Annotated in this window: 19 protein-coding genes; 14 read left to right on the top strand and 5 right to left on the bottom strand. The window is 67.2% G+C overall.

The features are described from left to right. Positions 1 to 52: 52 nt before the first annotated feature. Positions 53 to 829: an enoyl-CoA hydratase-related protein gene (locus tag EJ105_RS17400; protein WP_250167323.1), complete on the bottom strand. Its 777-nt coding sequence runs from the start codon at positions 827 to 829 to the stop codon at positions 53 to 55. A 35-nt stretch (positions 830 to 864) separates the two neighbouring features. Beyond that, positions 865 to 1887, bottom strand: coding sequence for a zinc-binding dehydrogenase (locus EJ105_RS17395; protein WP_250167322.1), 1023 nt, complete (start codon positions 1885 to 1887; stop codon positions 865 to 867). 164 nt (positions 1888 to 2051) lie between these two features. Here EJ105_RS17395 and EJ105_RS17390 point away from each other — a divergent pair, with 164 nt between their 5' ends. Continuing rightward, on the top strand, positions 2052 to 3218 hold the full coding sequence (locus tag EJ105_RS17390) for an acyl-CoA dehydrogenase family protein (protein WP_250167321.1): 1167 nt from the start codon (positions 2052 to 2054) through the stop codon (positions 3216 to 3218). Here the strand turns inward: EJ105_RS17390 and EJ105_RS17385 are convergent. Continuing rightward, positions 3184 to 3750: a MarR family transcriptional regulator gene (locus EJ105_RS17385; RefSeq protein ID WP_024280803.1), complete on the bottom strand. Its 567-nt coding sequence runs from the start codon at positions 3748 to 3750 to the stop codon at positions 3184 to 3186. The genes EJ105_RS17390 and EJ105_RS17385 overlap by 35 nt on opposite strands. Before the next feature lie 208 nt (positions 3751 to 3958). On the opposite strand from EJ105_RS17385, the gene EJ105_RS17380 reads away from it, so the two are divergent. The 7 genes from EJ105_RS17380 (at position 3959) to EJ105_RS17350 (ending at position 13606) form a co-directional block, all read left to right on the top strand. Then, positions 3959 to 4729 carry an SDR family NAD(P)-dependent oxidoreductase gene (locus EJ105_RS17380; protein WP_024280802.1) on the top strand — a complete coding sequence of 257 codons (771 nt, stop codon included), beginning with the start codon at positions 3959 to 3961 and terminating at the stop codon, positions 4727 to 4729. Positions 4730 to 4740: 11 nt separating this feature from the next. Further along, a complete protein-coding gene (badI, locus tag EJ105_RS17375; protein WP_250167320.1) occupies positions 4741 to 5523 on the top strand; it encodes a 2-ketocyclohexanecarboxyl-CoA hydrolase in 783 nt (260 codons plus the stop codon). 187 nt (positions 5524 to 5710) lie between these two features. After that, positions 5711 to 6883, top strand: coding sequence for a cyclohexanecarboxyl-CoA dehydrogenase (aliB, locus tag EJ105_RS17370; protein WP_250167319.1), 1173 nt, complete (start codon positions 5711 to 5713; stop codon positions 6881 to 6883). Between the two features lie 22 nt (positions 6884 to 6905). Further along, positions 6906 to 8564: a cyclohexanecarboxylate-CoA ligase gene (aliA, locus tag EJ105_RS17365; protein WP_250167318.1), complete on the top strand. Its 1659-nt coding sequence runs from the start codon at positions 6906 to 6908 to the stop codon at positions 8562 to 8564. A gap of 72 nt (positions 8565 to 8636) precedes the next feature. After that, positions 8637 to 10697 (top strand): FAD-dependent oxidoreductase, encoded by a 2061-nt coding sequence (locus EJ105_RS17360; protein ID WP_250167317.1) that lies wholly within the window; start codon positions 8637 to 8639, stop codon positions 10695 to 10697. Beyond that, on the top strand, positions 10694 to 11896 hold the full coding sequence (gene pcaF / locus EJ105_RS17355) for a 3-oxoadipyl-CoA thiolase (RefSeq protein WP_250167316.1): 1203 nt from the start codon (positions 10694 to 10696) through the stop codon (positions 11894 to 11896). The genes EJ105_RS17360 and pcaF overlap by 4 nt, the downstream gene beginning before the upstream one ends. Before the next feature lie 60 nt (positions 11897 to 11956). After that, a complete protein-coding gene (locus EJ105_RS17350; protein WP_250167315.1) occupies positions 11957 to 13606 on the top strand; it encodes an electron transfer flavoprotein-ubiquinone oxidoreductase in 1650 nt (549 codons plus the stop codon). Positions 13607 to 13658: 52 nt separating this feature from the next. Here the strand turns inward: EJ105_RS17350 and EJ105_RS17345 are convergent, their stop codons facing one another. Beyond that, entirely contained in the window at positions 13659 to 14105 is a 447-nt protein-coding gene (locus EJ105_RS17345) for a MaoC/PaaZ C-terminal domain-containing protein (protein ID WP_250167314.1), read from the bottom strand. Between the two features lie 231 nt (positions 14106 to 14336). Between EJ105_RS17345 and EJ105_RS17340 the strand changes: the two genes are divergently transcribed. Together EJ105_RS17340 and EJ105_RS17335 are read left to right on the top strand one after the other, a co-directional pair. Next, positions 14337 to 15494, top strand: a complete 1158-nt coding sequence (locus tag EJ105_RS17340) for an ABC transporter substrate-binding protein (protein ID WP_250167313.1) — start codon at positions 14337 to 14339, stop codon at positions 15492 to 15494. Between the two features lie 213 nt (positions 15495 to 15707). Next, positions 15708 to 16157: a PaaI family thioesterase gene (locus tag EJ105_RS17335; RefSeq protein WP_250167312.1), complete on the top strand. Its 450-nt coding sequence runs from the start codon at positions 15708 to 15710 to the stop codon at positions 16155 to 16157. A gap of 22 nt (positions 16158 to 16179) precedes the next feature. Here EJ105_RS17335 and EJ105_RS17330 read toward each other — a convergent pair whose 3' ends face one another. After that, positions 16180 to 16353 (bottom strand): hypothetical protein, encoded by a 174-nt coding sequence (locus tag EJ105_RS17330; RefSeq protein WP_250167311.1) that lies wholly within the window; start codon positions 16351 to 16353, stop codon positions 16180 to 16182. Between the two features lie 36 nt (positions 16354 to 16389). Between EJ105_RS17330 and EJ105_RS17325 the strand changes: the two genes are divergently transcribed. From EJ105_RS17325 to EJ105_RS17310, 4 genes are all read left to right on the top strand, one after another. After that, complete coding sequence (locus EJ105_RS17325; RefSeq protein ID WP_250167310.1) at positions 16390 to 17172, top strand: DeoR/GlpR family DNA-binding transcription regulator; 783 nt, start codon at positions 16390 to 16392, stop codon at positions 17170 to 17172. A gap of 172 nt (positions 17173 to 17344) precedes the next feature. Next, positions 17345 to 18910, top strand: a complete 1566-nt coding sequence (gene glpD, locus EJ105_RS17320) for a glycerol-3-phosphate dehydrogenase (RefSeq protein WP_250167309.1) — start codon at positions 17345 to 17347, stop codon at positions 18908 to 18910. 55 nt (positions 18911 to 18965) lie between these two features. Next, a complete protein-coding gene (glpK, locus tag EJ105_RS17315; RefSeq protein WP_250167308.1) occupies positions 18966 to 20504 on the top strand; it encodes a glycerol kinase GlpK in 1539 nt (512 codons plus the stop codon). A 68-nt stretch (positions 20505 to 20572) separates the two neighbouring features. Then, a complete protein-coding gene (locus EJ105_RS17310; RefSeq protein ID WP_024280789.1) occupies positions 20573 to 21955 on the top strand; it encodes an ABC transporter substrate-binding protein in 1383 nt (460 codons plus the stop codon).

Below are 21955 nucleotides of genomic sequence, written 5' to 3'. Positions count from 1 at the left end.
CGCGGGACCACCGCCGGACGGCGGGACGAAGCCCAGTTTGTAGCCCGTCTGGTCAGAGCCCGCGGAAGGTCGGCCTGCGTTTTTCCGCAAAGGCGTTCATGCCCTCGCGCCGGTCCTCAAGGGCAAAGGTGGCATAGAGGAGCCTGCGCTCCACATAGAGACCCTCCTGGAGATGCGTCTCATACGCCTGGGTCACGGCTTCCTTGGCGAGGCGCACCACGGGCCGGGACGAGGTGGAGATTTGCGCGGCGATCGCGACCGCTTCCGCGACATGGGTGCCAGCGGGCACCACGCGACTGACCAGCCCCATCGCCTGCGCCTCTGCCGAGGACAAGGCCCGGCCAGTGAGGATCATGTCCATGGCCACGGCCTTGCCGACGATGCGCGTCAGGCGCTGGGTGCCGCCGGCACCGGGAATGATGCCGATGGTGGTCTCCGGCAGGGCGAAGCGGGCCGTCTGTGACGCCACGATGATGTCGCACATCAGGGCCAGCTCGCAGCCGCCGCCGATGGCGTGCCCCGACACCGCCGCGATGGTCGGCTTGCGAACCCGCGACACGCCTTCCCACGTGGCCGTGATGAGCTGTTCCTCATAGACTTCGGCGAAGGTCTTGTCCTTCATCTCCTTGATGTCGGCCCCGGCGGCAAAAGCCTTGTCCGAGCCCGTGATCACGATCGCGCCGATGTCCCGGTCGGCATCGAAGGCGGCGGCGGCGTGGGACAGTTCGGAGGTGATCTGGTGGTTCAGGGCGTTGAGCGCCTCCGGCCGATTGAGGGTGATGATGCCGACGGCCCCCTGCGTGGCGACGAGCACGGTCTCATAGGTCATGTCTGTGGCCTTCGATTGCGTTCATGAGATGCGGATCAGGAGATGCGGATCAGGATCTTGCCCATGCGGGCCGGGTCTTCGAGGTGGGCGAAGGCGGAGGGCACGTCGGCCAGCGGGAAGGCGCGGTCGATGCGGGGCGTGAAGCCGGCGCCGTGCCACGCGAGGAGGAGGCGGCGGAATTCGTCCATGGAGCCCATGGTGGAGCCGTGCACCGACAATTGCCGGATGAACAGGCGCTGGAGGTCCGCCGAGGGATGGGCGCCCGTCGTCGCGCCGCAGGTCACGAGATGGCCACCGCGGGCGAGGGCCTTGAGGGAGGTGCCCCACGTGCGCTCGCCCACATTGTCGATGACGAGATCTGCGCCTTCGCCTCCGGTCAGCGCCAGCACCGTCCTGGCGACGTCGGCGTCGCGATAGTCCAGAGCTTCGACGCCAAGGCTGCGGAAATGCGCGAGCTTGTCCGGCCCGGTGGTGGTGACAATGACCCGCGCGCCCGCCATGCGGGCGAGTTGCACGGCGGCGTAGGAGACGCCGCCGCCGGCCCCCTGGACGAGCACCACCGTGCCCGGCCCGGCCGGCGCCTTGCCGAACACCATGCGCCAGGCGGTGAGGTGGGCGACGCCCAGCACGGCCGCCTGGTCCATATCCGCGTCGTCCGGCAGCTTCAGCAGAGCGCGCGCGGGGAGCGCCACATATTCGGCGAAGGTGCCGTGGCGGTGCTCGCCCAGAATCTTGGCGTGGTGGCAGAGAGGCTGGTCGCCGTTGAGGCAAGGCCGGCAGGTGCCGCAGAATTCGTAAGGGTAAAGGATCACCCGGTCGCCCGGGGCAACGCCCGATCCAGCAGGCGCCTCGGCCACCACGCCCACGCCGTCCACCCCCATGATGAGCGGCAGCTGGTGGGTGATGCCCGCGCCCGAGTCGCGCATGTAGAGATCGACGCGGTTGACCGATGCCGCCAGCATCCGAACTTTTGCCCATCCCTCGGGCACGGCGGGTTCGGGCATGTCGCGAAGAGCCACGCCATGGGTGCCGCGTTCCGTCAACACAATGGCCTTCATGGTCTTCCTTCCCAAATCAGGATGATATGTTGCCTTATTTCCGCAAGCCGAGCGCGGCGCGGGTGGGCTCAAGAATCCAATATTTATGGCTTCATGTCACCATCTTGCGGGTTGAGTCCCTCGCATATATAGGACAATATATTTCCATAATAGGGGAGGATGTCATGGCCTTGGATCCCGGGACCCTGTCCCAACTGCTGGATGCGATCCGCCGGTTCGTCGACGAGCGGCTGATCCCCGCGGAGGCCGAGGTGGCCGAGACCGACGCCATTCCGGCCGCCATCGTCGCGGAGATGCGCGAGCTGGGCCTGTTCGGCCTCACCGCGCCGGAGGAGTATGGCGGCCTCGGCCTCGTGATGGAGGAGGAGGTGCTCGCCATTTTCGAGCTGGGCCGCGCCGCCCCCGCCTTCCGGTCCATGTTCGCCACCAATGTGGGCATCGGCATGCAGGGCATCGCCATCGACGGCACGGCGGAGCAAAAGGCGAAATATCTGCCGGGCCTTGCCTCCGGCGAGATCATCGGCTCGTTCGCTCTGACCGAACCGGACGTGGGATCCGATGCGGGTTCGGTGAAGACCACGGCGCGCCGCGACGGCGACGTCTATGTGCTGAACGGCACCAAGCGATTCATCACCAACGCGCCGCATGCCAGCCTGTTCACCGTGATGGCGCGCACCGATCCCGCCCAGAAGGGCGCCGCGGGCGTCTCGGCCTTTGCGGTGGAGCGTGGAACGCCGGGCCTCACCACGGGCAAGCCGGAAAAGAAGATGGGCCAGCAGGGCGCCCATGTGTGCGATGTCATCTTCGACGATTGCCGCGTGCCGGCCTCTGCCTTGATCGGCGGCGTGGAAGGGCAGGGCTTCAAGACCGCCATGAAGGTGCTGGACAAGGGGCGTCTGCACATCGCCGCCGCCTGCGTGGGGCTCGCCGAGCGCATCCTGGACGACATGCTGGCCTATGCGGTGGGGCGCTGGCAGTTCGGCCGGCCGCTGACCGATTTTCAGCTACTTCAGGCCATGTTCGCCGATTCGAAGGCCGATGCGTATGCCGCCCGCTGCATGGTGCTCGATGCGGCGCGAAAGCGCGATGCCGGGCAGGACGTGAGCGTCGAGGCCTCCTGCGCCAAGATGTTCGCCTCGGAAGCGGTGGGGCGGATCGCCGACCGGAATGTCCAGGTCCACGGCGGCAACGGCTATATCCGCGAGTATCGCGCCGAGCAGCTCTATCGCGATGCCCGGCTGTTCCGCATCTACGAAGGCACCACGCAGATCCAGCAGATCATCATCGCCAAGGCGCTCACCGCCGAGGCGAAGGGACGCGCCGGACTCTAGGCGTCGGCGCGGCCGCCGCCACCGGTGCCTCCTCCTGGTGGCGGGCTGCGCTTTCCGGATCGATCGCCTTGAAGTTGTTCAGCATCTTGTCGAGGTAATGGATCATGTGGATCCGATCCTCGGTGGAGAAGCCCGCCAGCGCGGCATCGTAATAATCGGCGATGACCGGGCGCATGTTTGCATCCCAAAGGCTTCGCCCCTTGGGTGTCAGGCGGATGAGGCGCGAGCGGTTGTCGTTGGCGTCGACCGTGCGCTCCACATAGTCCATGGCCTCGAGCCGCTGCAGCACGCCGGCAAGGTTCTGGCGCGTGACCAGCAGGAAGGCGGCGAGGTCGCCCACGGCCACACCCTCCGCGAACGCCGGGCGGGTGAGGGCGCCGAGCACGGCCCACTGCTGGGTGGTGATCTCGTAGTCGTCCAGCGCCCGCGTTCCGGTCTTATGCAACATGTTTGCGCATTGGTAGAGCCGGAAGAAGAGCCTGTTGCTCAGGCCCGGCGAAATCCCGCGTGAAGTGCCACCAGTCTTTGTCATGTCAGCACTTTGACCGCGCCGCACGGCTCGGTCAAGGGATCGGGGTTCGGTCAAAATAAGGAAATATATTGACCTAAAATGCGGGAGTCGCTAAACCAGAAGTCACAAGAGCGACGGGCGTATCGGGGAGCGGGCGCTTCGCCGGAACAGGCGAAAATGCCGGGGCCCTGCGCTTCGGCCCAGCCCACGATCATGGAGGACGACCACCGTGCGAGGCCTAAAGGGTAAAATAGTTGTCGTAACTGGCGGCGGCGGCGGAATCGGGTCGGCAACTTGCCGGCGCTTCGCCGAGGAAGGCGCACGCGTGGTTGTCGCCGACATCGGCGCCGCGGCGGCCGAGAAGGTTGCCGAGGAGATCAAGGCGGCCGGTGGCGAGGCCGTCACCATGGTGGTGGACCTCACCGATGCCGCCGCCACTGCCGCGGCCGTGGCCGAGGTGGAGGGCGCCCTGGGGCCCATCGACATCCTGGTCAACAACGCGGGCTGGGACCTGTTCGTCCCGTTTCTGAAGTCGGAACCCGACTTCTGGAGCAAGATCATCGACATCAACCTGCGCTCGGTGCTGAACATCACCAAGCCGGTGCTTGCCTCCATGGTCGCGCGCGGCGTTGCCGGGCGCGTGGTCTCCATCGGCTCGGATGCGGGGCGGGTCGGCTCCTCGGGTGAGGCGGTCTATGCCGCCTGCAAGGCGGGCGTCATCGCCTTCATGAAGACCCTCGCCCGCGAGCATGCCCGCAATGGCATCACCTTCAACACGGTTTGCCCGGGCGTGACCGAGACGGCCATGCTGGAAAGCTTCATGGAGGCGGCCGGCGACAAGGACAAGCTGCGCACCGCCTTCACCCGCGCGGTGCCGCTTGGACGCCTCGGCAAGCCCGAGGACCTGCCCGGCGCCATCCTGTTCCTGTCCAGCGACGATGCCGCCTTCATCACCGGCCAGGTGATCTCGGTCTCCGGCGGCCTGACCATGCACGGCTGAGGGAGGACATGATGAGCTATACCGACATCCTCTACGAAATCCGCGGCGGCGCCGCCTGGATCACCATCAACCGGCCGGACAAGTACAACGCCTTCCGCGGCCACACCGTGGACGAGCTGATCCACGCCTTCCAGACCGCCGGCTGGGATCGCAAGGTGGGCGTAATCGTGCTCACCGGCGCCGGCGACAAGGCCTTCTGCACCGGGGGCGACCAGTCGGCCCATGACGGCCAGTATGACGGGCGCGGCGTCATCGGCCTGCCCATCGACGAACTGCAGAGCCTGATCCGCGACGTGCCGAAGCCGGTTATCGCCCGCGTGAACGGCTTCGCCATCGGCGGCGGCAACGTGCTCGCCACCATCTGCGACCTCACCATTGCGTCGGACAAGGCCCAGTTCGGGCAGGTCGGCCCCAAGGTGGGTTCGGTCGATCCGGGCTTCGGCACCGCCTATCTCGCCCGCGTGGTCGGCGAGAAGAAGGCGCGCGAGATCTGGTACCTCAACAAGCGCTACAGCGCCGCCGAGGCGCTGGCCATGGGCCTCGTCAACACGGTGGTTCCGCACGAGGAGCTCGACGCCGAGGTGGACCGCTGGGTCGCCGAGCTGATGGAGCGCTCCCCCACGGCGCTCGCCCTCGCCAAGGTGTCCTTCAATGCCGACAGCGAGAACATCCGGGGCATCTCCGCCCTCGGGATGCGGGCGCTGAGCCTCTATTACGACACCGACGAAAGCAAGGAAGGCGGCGTCGCCTTCCGCGAGAAGCGCAAGCCCGACTTCCGCAAGTTCGGCAAGTAGGGCTTCGCGCCGTCGTCTGGTCCCGTCCCGCCAGGGGCGCAAGGGACAGGACGGCTCCGCCATGCCGCACGTCAGGGCGGCGGCATGGCGGACGACCACAGGGCCGCGCACGGGCGGCCGCGCCGAACCCGGCGGGGAAACGCCGGGGCAGCAAGAACAGCACGCAGGAAACCAAGGCAGGCAAGCCATGACACCCACGGCGTATCCAACGGTTTTCGATACTGAAGACCTCGTCGCCCTGCGCGATCTCGCAGCGAAATTCGCCGCCGAAAAGCTCGCACCCGGCTACAAGGAACGCGAGCGCACCGGCACGTTCGGCACGGATCTGGTGCGCGAGATGGGCAGCCTCGGCCTCATCGCGCCCGAGCTGCCCGAAGAATTCGGCGGCAGCGGTGCCGGCTCCATCTATTCGGGCGTCATCATCGAGGAGATCGCCAAAGGCGATTTCAACTTCGGCTATATCAACGTCCTCGCCTCGCTCAACGGCCAGATCCTCGCGAACTTCGCCAATCCCGAGATCAAGCGCCACTGGCTGCCGAAGCTGACCGCCGGCGAGATCCTGCTGGCCATCGCCCTCACCGAGCCGCGCGGCGGCTCGGACGCGGCCAACCTGGGCCTGCGCATGGAGCGCGACGGCGACCATTACGTCATCAACGGCGAGAAGACCTCCATCTCGGCCGCCGACCAGGCCGCCGCCGCCGTCGTCTTCGCCCGCACCGGGCGGCCCGAGGACAAGGCGCACGGCGTCTCCGCCGTCTTCGTGCCCATGGACACCCCCGGCATCTCGACGACCCGCTTCACCGACCTCGGCCAGCATGCCATCGGCCGCGGCTCCATCTTCTTCGACAATGTGCGGGTGCCGGCCGATCACCTGCTCGGCGGGGAGAACAAGGGCTTCGTGCAGGTGATGCAGGGCTTCGACTTCTCCCGCTCGCTCATCGGCCTGCAATGCCTTGGAACGGCCCGCCAGTCCCTTGCAGAGGCGTGGGCCTACATCGGCGAGCGGCGCGCCTTCGGCAAGCAGCTGGCGGCCTTCCAGGGCATCACCCACCAGCTCGCCGATTTCGACACCCGTGTCGAGGGCGCCCGGCTGCTCAGCTACAACGCCCTGTGGCTGAAGGACAATGGCCTGCCCCACGTGGCGGAGGCGGCGATGGCCAAGTGGTGGCCGCCGCTCCTCGCCTATGAGGCGATCCACGCCTGCCTGCTGATCCACGGCCACGCCGCCTATTCCACCGAGCTGCCGTTCGAGCAGCGGCTGCGCGACGTGCTGGGCCTCCAGATCGGCGACGGCACCGCGCACATCATGAAGAACATCATCGCCCGCGAACGGGCGGGTCGGGTCGCGGTCAACGGCTGATCCGGAGACAGGGGAGGACACCATGCAATTCGACGCCGTGCTCATCGAGCCCCGCCGTGCCCGGATGGAGGCCGAAGGTTTCTGGCAGGGCAAGACCCTGCTCGACTATTTCGACGTTTGCCTCGCCGAGAAACCTGATGCCGTGGCCGTGCTCACCGTCGTGACCGGCAGCGGGACGCGGCGCGAAATGACCTATGCGGAGATCGACCGCCTCGCCTGGCGCGCCGCCGCCGGGCTCCGCCGTCTCGGCCTCGGCAAGGACGACGTCCTGTCCTGCCAGCTGCCCAACGGGTGGGAATTCGTCGTCCTCTACATCGCCTGCCTCCGGCTGGGCGTCGTCTTCAACCCGGTGATGCCCATCTTCCGCGAGCATGAGCTGTCGTTCATGCTCCGCCACGGCGAGACCAAGGTGTTCGCCATTCCCCGCGTCTTCCGCGGCTTCGACCATGAGGCGATGGCGCACCGGCTGAAAGCGGACCTGCCCGACCTGCGCCATCTGGTCGTGGCCGGAGGCGAGGGGCCGGACGCATTCGAGGCGTCGCTGCTCGATCCCGCGCTGGATGCGGACGTGCCCGCCGTCCGGGACATCAGCGCCCGCGACCGCAGCGGTGCGAACGCCGTGTGCCAGCTCATCTACACCTCGGGCACCACGGGCGAGCCCAAGGGCGTGATGCACACCGCTAACACCATGTATTCCAACCTGTTCGCCTATGCGGACCGGCTCGGGCTCGGTGCGGCGGACGTGGTGTTGATGGCCTCTCCCATGGCCCACCAGACCGGCTTCATGTACGGCCTGCTGATGCCCTTCATGCTCAAGGCCCGCATGGTGCTGATGGACAGCTGGGACAAGGCGCAGGCGGCGCGCGTCATCGAGCAGGAAGGTGTCACCTTCACCATGGCTTCGACGCCCTTCCTCATGGACCTGACCAACACGGTGGAAGAACTGGGTGCGGATTCCTCCTCGCTCCGCATCTTCCTGTGCGCCGGCACCGCCATTCCGGGGGCGCTGGTGGAACGGGCGCGGAAGGTTCTGGGCACCAAGATCATCTCCGCCTGGGGCATGACCGAGAACGGCGCGCTGACGCTCGTTTCTCCCTCCGACCCGGACGAGCGCTCCATCAACACGGACGGCTTCGTGCTGCCCGGCATGGAGATTCAAATCCGCGCCGCTGACGGCACCGCGCTCCCGGTTGGCCAGGAGGGCGCGCTCTTCGTGCGGGGCTGCTCCAATTTCGGCGGCTACCTCAAGCGGCCGCAGTGGAATGCCACCGATGCCGATGGCTGGTTCGATACCGGCGACATCGCGCGCATGGACGAGCAGGGCTACATCCGCATCTGCGGGCGCACCAAGGACGTCATCATCCGCGGCGCGGAGAACCTGCCCGTGGTCGAGATCGAGTCGGTACTCTACAAGCATCCGAGCATCCAGCAGGTGGCCATCGTCGCCTATCCCGACGAGCGGCTCGGCGAGCGGGCCTGCGCCTTCGTCGTGCCCAAGGCGGGGAAGACCTTCAGCTTCGACGAGATGATCGCCTTCCTCGATAGCCAGCATCTCGCCAAGCAATACTTTCCCGAGCGGATCGAGGTGGTCGATCAGCTGCCGTCCACCGCCTCCGGCAAGATCCAGAAGTTCGCCCTGCGGACCCTGCTGCGCGAGCAATACGAGCAGTCCCGCTCCTGATGGCCGCCTTGCGCTCCGGCGCTTCCCGTGCGCCGGAGTGGCGCATCCCCCATGTCCGCGAGTGAGGCCGACATGCCCGGACCCGTTCATTGCGTTGTCGAAGAGGGCGTCGCCCTCGTCACCATCGACAATCCCCCGGTCAACGTCACGTCCCAGGCTGTGCGGCAAGGACTTGTCCGTGCACTCGACGCGGCCGAGGCCGCTGAGGTGAAGAGGGTGGTGCTGACGGGCGCCGGCAAGACCTTCATCGCGGGGGCCGACGCGCGGGAGTTCGCCGCCGCCCCCCAGGAGCCTCACCTCCCGGACATCATCCGCCGGATCGAGGACTTTCCGGTTCCGGTGGTCGCGGCCCTCAACGGCACGGCCCTCGGCGGCGGGCTGGAGGTGGCGCTCGCGTGCCGGGCGCGGATCGCCGCGCCGGGCGCGACTCTGGGCCTGCCGGAAGTGACGCTGGGCATCGTACCCGGTGCCGGCGGAACGCAGCGGCTGCCGCGTCTCATCGGCCTCGGGCCGGCCTTGTCGCTGATCTGCGAGGGCCGGGTGATCGGCGCGCGTGAGGCGCAGGACCTGGGGTTGGTGGATGCGGTCGCGGACGATCCGGCCGCCGCCGCCATGAGCTGTCCTGTCCCGAACCGGCCTGCCACCGGCGCCTTGCCCGCCCCGCTGCCGGATCCAGATGCGGTGGAGGCGGCGCGCGAGCAGGCGGCAAGACGCAGTGCCGGCCAGATCGCGCCCTTGAAGGCAATCGATCTCGTTGACGCCGCGACCCGCCTTCCGTTCGACGAGGGTTTGGCGCTGGAGCGGGAGACCTTCCTCGCCCTGAAGACCTCGGATCAGGCGGCGGCCCTGCGGCACGTCTTCTTCGCCGAGCGCGCCGCCATGGCACAGGGGAAGGGCGGCGGGGCGGACATCAGCTCCGCCGTGGTGGTGGGCGGCGGCACCATGGGCGCCAGCATCGCCTACGCCCTGGCCGGACTTGGCATTTCCGTGGCGCTGGTGGAAAGCGACGCCGCCGGCGTCGAGCGGGCGCGGGCCAATGTGGCGCGCCTCTATGCCGACGCGGTGAAGCGGGGCAAGACCACGTCCGAGGCCGCCGAGGCGGAGCAGGCCGCGCGCTTCGGCTTCCACGAGGGCTATGGCGCCCTGCCGCCGGCGGATATCGCGATCGAGGCGGTGTTCGAGGACATGGAGGTCAAGCGGCAGGTTTTCGCCGCCCTCGACGCGACGCTGCCGGAGCGCACCATCCTTGCCACCAACACCTCCTATCTCGACGTGAACCGGGTCGGCGAAGGCATAAGCCATCCGGAGCGGTTCCTCGGGCTGCATTTCTTCAGCCCGGCCCATGTGATGAAGCTGCTGGAAGTGATCCGGGCGCGGACCACATCGCCACAGACGCTCGCCACCGCCTTGCGCCTCGCCGCGCGGCTGAAGAAGATCCCGATCCTCGCAGGCGTGTGCGACGGCTTCATCGGCAACCGCATCCTGACCCGCTATCGCCAGACCTGCGACATCATGCTGATGGAAGGTGCGCTGCCGGCCCAGGTGGACCAGGCGCTGCGTGGCTTCGGCATGGCCATGGGTCCCTACGAGGTGCAGGACCTCTCCGGCCTCGACATCGCCTATGCCAACCGCAAGAGGCTTGGCTGGCCCACGAAGGACGGCTTCCGCTACATTCCCATCGCCGACCGGATCGTCGAGGAGACCGGCCGTCTCGGCCGCAAGACGGGGGCCGGCTGGTACGACTACGACGGCGGGACGGCCTCTCCCGCCCCGTTGATCGACCGGATCGTGGCCGAGGAATCCGCCCGCGCCGGCATCGCGCGCCGCACCTTCTCCGACGAGGAGATCGTTACCCGAGCCATCAGTTCCATGATCGAGGAAGGCTTTCGCATCCTCGAGGAGGGCATCGCCGCGCGGGCCTCCGACATCGATCTGGTGATGGTGCATGGCTATGCCTTCCCGCGCTGGCGCGGCGGGCCCATGCACCACGCCGGGCGCATCGGATGTGCCGAGATCGCGCGTCGCATCGAGGCCTTCGCGGCCGAAGATCCGCTGTCCTGGGGTGTTCCCGCCCTCCTGCGCGAGGCGGCGCGCGAGGGTCTGAACCCCGATGATCCGGGAGCTGCCCCATGACCCAAGCCTTCATCTGCGACTTCATCCGCACCCCCATCGGCCGCTACGGTGGCGCGCTCGCGCAGGTGCGTGCCGACGACCTTGCCGCGCTGCCGCTGCGCGCCATCCTGGCCCGCAATCCCGGCCTCGATCCCGCCGCGGTGGAAGAGGTGTGGATGGGCTGCGCCAACCAGGCCGGGGAGGACAATCGCAACGTGGCGCGCATGGCCCTGCTGCTCGCGGGCCTGCCGAAAACGGTGCCGGGCGTGACGGTGAACCGCCTGTGCGGTTCCGGGCTCGAAGCGGTGGTTGCTGCCGCGCGCGCCATCCGCTCCGGGGATATGGAACTCGCTATCGCCGGCGGGGTGGAGAGCATGACCCGTGCCCCCTTCGTGATCCCCAAGGGCGCCGGGCCATGGTCGCGCGCCACGGAAATCCACGACACCACCATCGGCTGGCGTTTCATCAATCCGCGGATGGCGCAGGACTACGGCACCGAGTCCATGCCTGAGACGGCGCAGAATCTGGCCGACGAGCATGGCATCAGCCGCGAGGACCAGGACGCCTTTGCCCTGCGCTCCCAGGAGAAGGCAGCGGCCGCCCAGGTCAACGGGCGGCTCGCCATGGAGATCCTCCCCGTCAGCGTGCCGCTCGGCCGTGGCAAGACGGAAGAGGTGGCGAGGGACGAGCACCCGCGTGCCACGACCCAGTCCGATCTTGCCCGGCTGAAGCCCATCACCCGCCCGGACGGCTCGGTGACGGCGGGCAACGCCAGCGGCGTCAATGACGGAGCCGCGGCGCTGATCGTGGCTTCGGAAGCGGCGGCGCGGCGCTACGGCCTCACCCCTCTCGCCCGCGTGGTGGCCGGGGCCTCGGCGGGCGTGGCCCCGCGCATCATGGGCATCGGCCCGGTGCCTGCGGTGGAACGGCTGTGCGCGCGCACTGGCATCCGGCTGGATGGCATCGACCTGATCGAGCTCAACGAAGCATTCGCCGCCCAGGCGCTCGCCGTGATGCGACAGCTCGGCATTGCTGCCGACGATCCGCGAGTGAATCCCAACGGGGGGGCCATCGCGCTGGGCCATCCGCTCGGCATGAGCGGCGCGCGCATCGCCGGCTCGGCGGCGCTGGAACTGTCCCGCGGCGGGGGCCGCCACGCCTTGGCCACCATGTGCGTCGGCGTCGGCCAGGGGGCCGCGCTGCTGCTCGAACGAGTCTGACGCATACGGGAGGCGCGTCTGCGCCTCTCTCGGCATACTGAGACCAGATGAGGGGACGTCATGTCCGAAATCCAAAGGGAGGCGATGGCCTATGACGTCGTGATCGTCGGCGCGGGCCCGGCCGGCCTGTCCGCCGCCATCCGGCTGAAGCAGCTTGATCCCGACCTCGCCGTGGTGGTGCTGGAGAAGGGCTCGGAGGTCGGCGCCCACATCCTGTCCGGCGCTGTGCTCGACCCTTCGGGGCTCGACGCGCTGCTGCCCGACTGGCGCGAGCGCGAGGCGCCCATCACCGTGCCGGTGCGCGAGGACAATTTCCATTTCCTCACCAAAACTGGCGGCGTGCGCATTCCCAACTGGCCGATGCCGCCGTTGATGTCGAACCATGGCAATTTCATCGTCTCCATGGGCAATGTGTGCCGCTGGCTCGCCGCGCAGGCGGAGGCGCTGGGCGTGGAGATCTTCCCCGGCATGGCGGCTTCCGCCCTCGTCTATGGTGCGTCCGGCGAGGTGATGGGGGTGGTGGCCGGCGAGTTCGGCCGCGCCGCCGATGGCTCACCCGGCCCGGCTTACGAGCCGGGCATGGAGCTGCATGGCAAGTACGTGCTGCTGGGCGAGGGGGTGCGCGGCTCGCTGGCGAAGGAGGTCATCGCCAGATACGACCTTTCCGCCGGTCATTGCCCGCAGAAGTTCGGCATCGGCATGAAGGAGATATGGGAGGTCGATCCCGCCAAGCACCGGGAAGGCACGGTCACCCACACCATGGGCTGGCCGCTGGGCGCCAATGCAGGCGGCGGTTCCTTCATCTACCATCTCGACAACAATCAGGTCTATGTGGGCTTCGTGGTTCATCTGAACTATGCGAACCCTTATCTTTCTCCCTACATGGAGTTCCAGCGCTTCAAGCATCACCCTTTGGTGGCGGATCTGCTGAAGGGCGGCAAGCGCGTGGCTTACGGGGCGCGGGCCATCTCGGAGGGCGGTCTTCAGTCGCTGCCGAAGCTGGTTGCTCCAGGGGTGGCGTTGATCGGCTGTTCGGCGGGGCTGGTGAACGTGCCGCGCATCAAGGGCAACCACAACGCCATGCTCTCGGGCAAGGCGGCCGCCGAGGCGGTCCATGCGGCGCTGGCCTCCGGCCGCTCCGGTGACGAACTGGCGTCCTACGAGAGCGAGATCCGGACGGGAGCGGTGGGGCAGGACCTGAACAAGGTCCGCAACGTGAAGCCGCTCTGGTCGCGCTACGGGCTTATGGCCTCGCTGGCGCTGGGCGGCTTCGACATGTGGACCAATCAGCTCTTCGGACGCAGCCTGTTGGGTACCTTGAAGCACGGCAAGAGCGATGCCGCTTCGACGGGAGAGGCGAAGGATTTCACCCCCATCGACTATCCCAAGCCCGATGGCGTGCTCTCCTTCGATCGCCTCACCAACGTGGCCTTCAGCTTCACCAACCACGAGGAGAGCCAGCCGCCCCATCTGAAGCTGGCCGATCCCTCCATTCCCGTCGCCGTCACCCTGCCGACATATGCCGAGCCGGCCCAGCGTTATTGTCCGGCGGGGGTCTATGAAGTGGTTGAAGATCAGGCGGCGCCGCGTTTCGTGATCAACTTCCAGAATTGCGTCCACTGCAAGACCTGCGACATCAAGGATCCGGCGCAGAACATCACCTGGACGACCCCGCAGGGCGGCGACGGGCCGAACTATCCGAACATGTGAGGGATGCGATGGGCGATGGCGGCTTCGTCTGGACGCAGCGGGCGGCCATCGCCTATCCGGCGGCGGGGGTGTTCGGCACCCAGGCGAGCGTGTGGGAGGCGACGGCCACCAGCGTGCCGTCCTGGTTCGTGACCTCGATCTCGGCACTGGCGCGCTTGCGTGCGGCATCCACCGTGCGGACGCGATAATGGGTGGTCACCGTATCGCCCAGAAAGACCGGCTTGACGAAGCGGATGCGGTCGTAGCCGAGCGCCACGGCGGTCTCGTTTGCCTCGGGTGGTGTCCGGGCCGCGATCATCCCGGCGACGGTGGACATGAAGCCCACCAGCAGCGCGCCATGTGCTTGTAGCCGGCCGAAGCGCGAACGCTCCATGAAGGGGCGGTTGACGTGGTTCGGGGCGAAGTCGCCGGTGATGCCGGCGAACAGGTACACGTCGGTCTCGCCAACCGTTTTCGTGAAGACGGCTGAATCGCCCGGCTTCACGTGGAAGTCCTGCATCGTCCTCTCCTCTCCAACCCGGATCGGCATGCGGCCGGCCGTGGATCATTCTCCGCGCCCGGCGGAGCGCCCAACGTAGCCTCGTCCAAAAAATTTGGCAAATATATTTACATAATATATGGAATGTGATTGACGTAAATGGCGCCAATAAAAACAGCTTCAGTCACCGCAAGGGGAGGACACGCCATGCGTCATTATATGAGCATTTTAGGGGTTTTGGTGGGAGTCGCCATGTGGACTGGGCCCGCCGCATCCGAGACCAGGATCAAGATCGGTATCCTGAGCGACATGAGCGGACCATACTCGGATCTTGCAGGTCCCGGCTCGGTGGCGGCCGCCCGCCTCGCGGTGGAGGACTTCAAGGGTGCAGAGAAGGGCATCCAGGTGGAGATCGTCTCCGGCAACCATCAGAACAAGGCGGACATCGGCTCCGTCATCGCCCGCTCGTGGATCGACCAGGAGGGTGTCGACGTCATCGGCGACGTCACCGGCTCGCCGGTCGCGCTGGCGGTCAGCCAGATCGTCAAGGACAAGGACAGGATCCAGCTGAATGCCGGCGCGGCGACCGCCGATCTCACCGGGTCCAAATGCACGCCCAACACCATCCACTGGACATACGACACCTGGGCCAATGCCAACGGCACCGGGAGCGCCATGGTGCGCCAGGGCGGCAACAGCTGGTTCTTCATCGCGGTGGACCAGGCCTCCGGCCATGCCATGGAGCGCGACACCGTGGCGGTGGTGAAGGCCGCCGGAGGGCAGGTGCTGGGATCGGTCAAGCATCCGCTCGGCACCAGCGACTTCTCGTCCTTCCTGATCCGGGCGCAATCCTCCGGCGCCAAGGTGGTGGGCCTCGCCAGTGGCGGCGAGGACATGATCAACGCCATCAAGCAGGCCTCCGAGTTCGGCATCGTGCAGCGCGGGCAGTCCATCGCCGGCCTGTTCACCTTCATCACCGACATCCATGCGCTGGGGCTCAAACTCGCGCAGGGTCTGGTGCTGACGGAGGCGTTCTACTGGGACCGCGACGATGCGAGCCGCGCCTTCGCCAAGCGTTTTGCCGCGCTCCACAAGGGCAAGATGCCGACCCAGGTTCATGCCGGCGTCTATTCCTCCATCATGCACTATCTGAAGGCCGTGGAGGTCGCCGGCACCAAGGATACGAACACCGTGCTGGCCAAGATGCGCGAAATGCCCATCGACGATCCCCTGTTCGGCAAGGGCGAGGTGCGCATCGACGGCCGCGCGGTGCACGACATGTTCCTGTTCAAGGTGAAGGCCCCGGCCCAGTCCAAGGGCGAATGGGACGTCTACGAGACCCTCGCCACCATCCCGGCAGCGCAGGCGTTCCGCCCGCTCAATGAAGGCGGTTGCCCGCTGGTGAAGTAGGGTAGACCTGGAGCGTTTTCACGCGAGGCGGAGGCCGCCTCGCGTGAAGCAGACGCACCCCATCAAAGAGCTGGAGGGTTCTCCCATCATGCCGACGGCGAACGCAGACAGTGCCTCGCGGAAGGGTTTCGGCAAGCCGGCCATCGACACTGCCGGACGCATTCGCGCATCCACCGCCGCTCCAGTCCAGGCCAAGCGATGACGGACGTAACCATGTCTCACGCGGATGTATCATCCGAGAGCCTGAGGGCGCGCATCCTGCGGATGTTCTCGCGCAATGCCTTCTCGGGGACGATGCCGCTATGCCTCGTCGAGGCCGAGGTGGGGCGCGCGGTGATCACCATGGAGGTCGGCCCGGCGCAGATGAACGGCCATGGGACGTGTCATGGCGGCGCCCTGTGGACGCTGGCCGACATGGTCTTTGGCGCGGCCGGCTACTACGACGGCACCATCCTGACCACGGGCAGCGATCTCACCTTCATCCGTCCTGTTCCTGGCGGCGCGACGATCCATGCGTCCGCGGCGCAGATCAGCCGCCGGGGGCTGAGCGGGATCTTTACCGTCGTGCTCACCCTCGATCCGGGCAGTCCCGAAGCGGTGGTGGCCGCCGGGACCTTTTCCGGCCGGTGGCTCCGCAGCGGGGGCGGCGGCGGCGGAAGCTGAACGGCAGGCGCGCGTCCGCACTTCACATCGTACCGTCAAAGCTCATGGTGGCATCGACGCGGGTCCGCTCCTCGATCGCCACCATGGCCGCATACTGGACCGGCGTGATGTTGAACTTGGCGCACTCGTCCAGAAACCGAGCCCAGGAGCGACCTTCCGACACGTTCCCATTGATCGGATGGGCACGGGTTGACATCGTGCACGTCGGAATTTCGTACCGGGGTTGGCCGACGTGCCTGTGTTGAACGATCGCCAGAACACCATCCTGTCCCTTGCCCGGGCGAGCGGCCATGTGGACGTCGAGGACCTTGCGCTGCGCTTCGGCGTGACGCCACAGACCATCCGCCGCGACCTTAACGCCTTGTGCAGCGGCAATCTTCTGGCCCGCACCCATGGCGGCGCCGTCATCTCGTCATCCGTGGAAAACCTGTCCTACGAGGCGCGGCGGCAGATCGCGGCACCCGCCAAGCGCGCCATCGGCGCCGCCGCGGCGGCGCTCATCTCGGACAATTCCTCGCTCTTCATCACCATCGGCACAACCACGGAGGAAGTGGCCCGGGCCATCACCGCCCATCGTGACCTTCTGGTCATCACCAACAACATCAATGTGGCCCTGAGGCTCTATCCTTTCCCCGCGATCCGCGTGATGGTCGCGGGCGGACAAGTGCGGCATTCGGACGGGGCGGTCGTGGGGCCGGCGGCGGTCGACATGATCCGCCAGTTCAAGGTCGACACCGCAGTCATCGGCGCCTCGGCCATCGACGAGGACGGATCGCTGCTCGACTTCGATCCCCTCGAGGTGACGGTCGCGCGGGCCATCATGGACAATGCGCGCCGGGTGATCCTGGTGTGCGATCGCAGCAAGGTGGGACGCGTCGCGCCGGTCCGTCTCGGACACCTCTCCCAAGTATCGGCCTTCGTCACCGACCACCTGTCTTCGGGTCGCCTGCGCGCCGTGTGCGCCACGCATGGCGTGCGGGTGGTGGAAGCGCCGCCGGAAAACGAAAACAGATAACTTATTGATTTAACATGATATATCTATCGTGCAATGTTCGTTGTTTTCGATTGCGAACATGGATTTGTTCGTTTTAGGTTTGACCCGTGATCCGGATCGCTCCTTGGCCGCATAGGCCCGGCGCCGCATCGCCGCGAGACACGCGCTGCAATGGGGTGCGGAGGCTGGGTCGATGGAAAGAGAGCGCACGTCCGCGCAGGTGTCGGCGGGCCGTCCGGCAGCGGACGATCCCTTCGATATCGCCATCATCGGCGGCGGCGTGAATGGCTGCGGCATCGCCCGCGACGCGGCCGGACGGGGCTATTCGGTCTATCTGTGCGAGCAGGGCGACCTCGCCGGCGCCACCTCTTCCGCCTCCACCAAATTGCTGCACGGCGGCCTGCGCTATCTCGAATATTACGAGTTCCGGCTGGTGCGCGAAGCGTTGACCGAACGGGAAGTGGTTTGGGGGATCGCGCCCCACATCGTGCGCCCGCTGCGCTTCGTGCTGCCCTATCGCCGCGGTATGCGCCCGTGGTGGATGCTGCGCCTCGGCCTGTTCCTTTACGACCATATCGGCGGGCGCAAGCTGCTGCCCGCCACCCGCGCCCTCGACCTCGGCCGGGACCAGGCCGGTGCGCCCCTCAAGCCGGATCTGCGCACGCGCGGCTTCGAATATTCCGACTGCTGGGTGGACGATGCCCGGCTCGTGGTGCTCAACGCCTGCGACGCCCGGGCCCGGGGCGCCGTGATCGAGACATGGGCGCGGGCGGTGGATGCCGCGCGCGCCTCGGACGGCTGGACACTTCAGGTCGAGAATGCCGAGACACACCAGCGCAAGGATGTGCGCGCCCGCGTGCTCATCAACGCCGCAGGCCCCTGGGCGGACCGCCTCGCGGGCCAGACGCTTCCGCCCCTCGCCGGCCGGCTGCGGCTGGTGCAGGGTTCGCACATCATCGTGCCGCGCCTGTTCGATCACGACCGCAGCTACATCTTCCAGAACCCCGACGGCCGGATCGTCTTCGCGATTCCGTATGAGGGGGACTTCACCCTCATCGGCACCACTGACCACGACTTCGAGGGAGATCCGGCCGCGGCTGCGATCACCGCCGACGAGACCGGCTATCTCTGCGCCGCCGCCAGCGAATACTTCTCGCGCCCCGTCTCGCCTGCCGACGTGGTGTGGAGCTATTCGGGCGTGCGCGCGCTGTATGACGACGGGGCGAGCGCCGCTCAGGCGGCGACGCGGGACTATGTGCTGGAATTGAACGATGCGGGAGGCGCGCCGCTCCTCTCCGTGCTCGGCGGCAAGATCACCACCTATCGCCATCTCGCCCTCGACGCGCTGGACAAGCTCAGTCCGCATCTTGGCGCAGCGGCCGCGCGCCGTGGGGACTGGACAGGGAGCGCGCCACTGCCCGGCGGCGATTTTCCTCGCGGCGGGACGGCGCAGCTGGCGCAGTCTCTTCGGCAGAACCGGCCCTGGCTGACGCCTCCGGATGCCGCCCGTCTGGCGCGCACCTATGGCACCAGGGCCGAGACGTTTCTCGCGGCGGCGGATGCCGATCCCGCCGCGCGGACCACCTTCGGGGCGGGCCTGACGGTCGCGGAGGTGCGCCATCTGATGCGCGAGGAGTTCGCACGCACGGCCGCCGACGTGCTCTGGCGCCGGACCAAGCTCGGCCTTCGCCTGACGTCGACGGAAGTTTCGGCGCTGGAAGACTTCATGGCGTTGGAGCGCAACGGCGCCGCGGCCTGACGTGGGGCATGGCCCAGAACAAGAATGACCAAGAACAAGAAGGGGGAGGAGGCGGGTGGAGACGCATATACTTGTCATCGACCAGGGCACGACTTCGACGCGATCCATCGTGTTCGATCGCAACTTCACGCCCGTGGCCTCGGCCCAACGCGAATTCCCGCAGTCGTTCCCGCATCCCGGCTGGGTCGAACATGATCCGCGCGATCTGTGGGAGACCAGCCTTGCGACCATGTGCGATGCACTTGCGCGCTCGGGGCTGACGGCGGCTGACATCGCCGCCATCGGTATCGCCAACCAGCGCGAGACGACCGTCCTGTGGGATCGCGAGACCGGAGAGCCCATCGCGCCCGCCATCGTCTGGCAGGACCGGCGCACGGCGGACCTGTGCAACCGTCTCACGGCGGAGGGCTGCGAGGGCCTCGTCGCCGAACGCAGCGGCTTGCTGATCGATCCCTATTTCTCGGCCACCAAGATCGGCTGGCTGTTGGACAACGTCCCCGGCGCGCGGAGCCGGGCAGAGCGCGGGGCGCTCGCTTTCGGCACGGTGGATACGCTCCTCCTCTGGCGGCTCACCGGCGGTGCCGTGCATGCCACGGATGCGACCAACGCCGCCCGGACGATGCTGTTCGACATTCACTCCGGCGTCTGGGATGAGGACCTGCTGCGCCTGTTCCAGATCCCCTCGGCCATCCTGCCCGAGGTGCGCGACACCGCCGGCGCGTTCGGCACTGCCGCCGCCTGGCTGGGGCGCGAGGTGCCGGTGCTGGCCATGGTCGGCGACCAGCAGGCGAGCCTCGTGGGGCAGGCCTGTTTCTCGCCGGGGCTGGCGAAGGCGACCTATGGCACCGGCGCCTTCATGCTGCTCAATACGGGCGATGCCCGCCCGCGCTCGCGCCACCGCCTCCTGACAACCATTGCCTATCAATGGGATGGCAAGCGGACCTACGCGCTGGAGGGTTCGATTTTTTCCGCCGGGTCCACCGTGCAATGGCTGCGGGACAGCTTGGGCATCATCACCACGGCGGCCGAGAGCACGCGGCTGGCGGCCGAGGCGGACGATGATCAGCCAGTCTATCTCGTCCCGGCCTTCACTGGCCTTGGCGCCCCCCACTGGCGCAGCGATGCGCGCGCCATGCTGAGTGGCCTCACCCGCGGCACCACCCGCCGGGAGATCGCCCGCGCGGCGCTGGAGAGCGTCGGCTATCAGACCCTCGACCTTCTGGAGGCCATGCGGGCGGACATGCTCGACGCCGGTCTTGAGGGAGCCGAGGCGGTCATCCGGGTGGATGGCGGGATGTCCGACAGCGATTGGACGATGCAATTCATCGCCGACGTTCTCGGCAATCCCGTGGACCGCCCGGTCGTGCGGGAGACCACGGCGCTCGGGGCGGCCTTTCTCGCCGGATGGCGTGCGGGCCTTTACGGCGGGCCAGAGGAGTTTGCCCGCAACTGGCACCTCGACCGGCGCTTCTCACCTGAGATGGCGGACGACCGGAGATCCAGCAAAATCAAGGGCTGGCGCCACGCGGTCGCGCAGGCGCTGCACGCTCAGGACGGACCTTCAACCCGCACGGAAGACAGGTGCGTCGGTTGACAGGTTATGATGTCTCATAGATTGTTATGACAATAGGCCGGATCCATATCGGCCAGGAGGAAACGCCAATGACTTCTGTGAAGCCCACGCGGCGTCACGTGCTGCAGGCTGGCCTTGCCGCCGTCGCTTTCCCCGCTCTCATCCGTTCGGCCGGCGCGCAGGATGCGGACCTTTCGGCCTACAAGGCGGCCAAGATCGACTGGCGCCAGGCATCCGGTGAGCAGATCACCGTCGCGGTGATCCCGGCGAGCTACTTCGACGCGCTCATCGCGCTCGCGCCCCAGTTCGAGGCGCTGACCGGCATCAGCGTCCGGTTCGAGAAAATCCCGCCCGCGCAGATCCGCCAGAAGGCCGTGATCGACCTCACGTCCAAGGCCGGCGGATATTCGACCCATGCGGCCGACCCCATGTATTACGCGCTCTACGCCGCGAACAAATGGGTGGAGTCGCTCGATCCCTATCTCAAGGACGCGACCCTCACCGACCCCGCCTGGTTCCAGCCGGACGACATCATTCCCGCGTGGCGCAACGCCAACACCATCGACGGCAAGCTGTATGGCGTGCCGTATGACGGCGAGGTCACGGTTCAGGTCTATCGCAAGGATCTGTACGACGCGAAGGGCCTCAAGGCGGCGGATACGCTGGAAGACTACGTCGCCAACGCCGCGGCGCTGAACGATCCCGGAAACCGCCTTTGGGGCGCCGCCTTGCGCGGCGTCGCCGGTGCCGGGCAGAACGTCTACATCTATTCTTCGCTCTTCAAGGAATTCGGCGGAGACTGGTTCCCGGGCGGCAAGTTCCGCGTCAACGGGCCGGAGGCCGAAGCGGCGCTCAACTGGTATGTGGACGTGATGCGCAAATACGCGCCCACCGCGGCCCAGAACTGGAACTGGCCCGACATCGCCGACGCCTTCTCGCAGGGCACCATCGCCAGCTACATCGACGCGAACACGTCCGCCTCGGTCATCACCAATCCCGAGAAGTCCAAGGTGGTCGGCAAGATCGGTTTCGCGCGCTGGCCCAAGGGGCCGACCGGCAAGCGCGTGTCGTCCATCTGGAACTGGGGCTTCCCCATCAATGCCTCGCTGCCGGAGAAGCGGAAGAAGGCCACCTGGCTGTTCATCCAGTGGGCGGCGTCGCTCCAGACCCAGGCGCTCACGTCCTACCAGTTTTCCGGTCCCGCCAAGCGGTCCGGCGTGAACCGCTTGAGCCTGTGGAAAAACCCGGACTTTGTGAAGCTGATGAACAGCTTCGGCGACAATTTCGTCGCCACCACCCTGGATGCGCTGGAACAGGATACGGACGTGAACTGGCGTCCGCGCGTGCCCCAGTGGCCGGCCATCGGCGACACGCTCGCCACCGCGATCCAGCAGGCGCTGGTGGGGCAGGCCACCACCAAGGCCGCCCTGGACGAGGCGCAGCGCCGCCTAGAGCCGATGATGCGAGGCTGA

Origin of the sequence: Xanthobacter aminoxidans, from assembly GCF_023571765.1 — a bacterium.
GTDB classification, from domain to species: domain Bacteria; phylum Pseudomonadota; class Alphaproteobacteria; order Rhizobiales; family Xanthobacteraceae; genus Xanthobacter; species Xanthobacter aminoxidans.
Note: the sequence above shows the minus strand (reverse complement) of the source record. Positions and strands in the feature narration are given on the sequence as shown.

Excerpts from the sequence above, each read along its gene's own strand:
- EJ105_RS17400 (WP_250167323.1), bottom strand. The coding sequence starts at position 829 with ATGACCTATGAGACCGTGCTCGTCGCCACGCAGGGGGCCGTCGGCATC.
- EJ105_RS17395 (WP_250167322.1), bottom strand. The coding sequence starts at position 1,887 with ATGAAGGCCATTGTGTTGACGGAACGCGGCACCCATGGCGTGGCTCTT.
- EJ105_RS17390 (WP_250167321.1), top strand. The coding sequence starts at position 2,052 with ATGGCCTTGGATCCCGGGACCCTGTCCCAACTGCTGGATGCGATCCGC.
- EJ105_RS17385 (WP_024280803.1), bottom strand. The coding sequence starts at position 3,750 with ATGACAAAGACTGGTGGCACTTCACGCGGGATTTCGCCGGGCCTGAGC.
- badI (WP_250167320.1), top strand. The coding sequence starts at position 4,741 with ATGAGCTATACCGACATCCTCTACGAAATCCGCGGCGGCGCCGCCTGG.
- aliB (WP_250167319.1), top strand. The coding sequence starts at position 5,711 with ATGACACCCACGGCGTATCCAACGGTTTTCGATACTGAAGACCTCGTC.
- aliA (WP_250167318.1), top strand. The coding sequence starts at position 6,906 with ATGCAATTCGACGCCGTGCTCATCGAGCCCCGCCGTGCCCGGATGGAG.
- EJ105_RS17360 (WP_250167317.1), top strand. The coding sequence starts at position 8,637 with ATGCCCGGACCCGTTCATTGCGTTGTCGAAGAGGGCGTCGCCCTCGTC.
- pcaF (WP_250167316.1), top strand. The coding sequence starts at position 10,694 with ATGACCCAAGCCTTCATCTGCGACTTCATCCGCACCCCCATCGGCCGC.
- EJ105_RS17350 (WP_250167315.1), top strand. The coding sequence starts at position 11,957 with ATGTCCGAAATCCAAAGGGAGGCGATGGCCTATGACGTCGTGATCGTC.
- EJ105_RS17345 (WP_250167314.1), bottom strand. The coding sequence starts at position 14,105 with ATGCAGGACTTCCACGTGAAGCCGGGCGATTCAGCCGTCTTCACGAAA.
- EJ105_RS17340 (WP_250167313.1), top strand. The coding sequence starts at position 14,337 with ATGTGGACTGGGCCCGCCGCATCCGAGACCAGGATCAAGATCGGTATC.
- EJ105_RS17335 (WP_250167312.1), top strand. The coding sequence starts at position 15,708 with ATGTCTCACGCGGATGTATCATCCGAGAGCCTGAGGGCGCGCATCCTG.
- EJ105_RS17330 (WP_250167311.1), bottom strand. The coding sequence starts at position 16,353 with ATGTCAACCCGTGCCCATCCGATCAATGGGAACGTGTCGGAAGGTCGC.
- glpD (WP_250167309.1), top strand. The coding sequence starts at position 17,345 with ATGGAAAGAGAGCGCACGTCCGCGCAGGTGTCGGCGGGCCGTCCGGCA.
- EJ105_RS17310 (WP_024280789.1), top strand. The coding sequence starts at position 20,573 with ATGACTTCTGTGAAGCCCACGCGGCGTCACGTGCTGCAGGCTGGCCTT.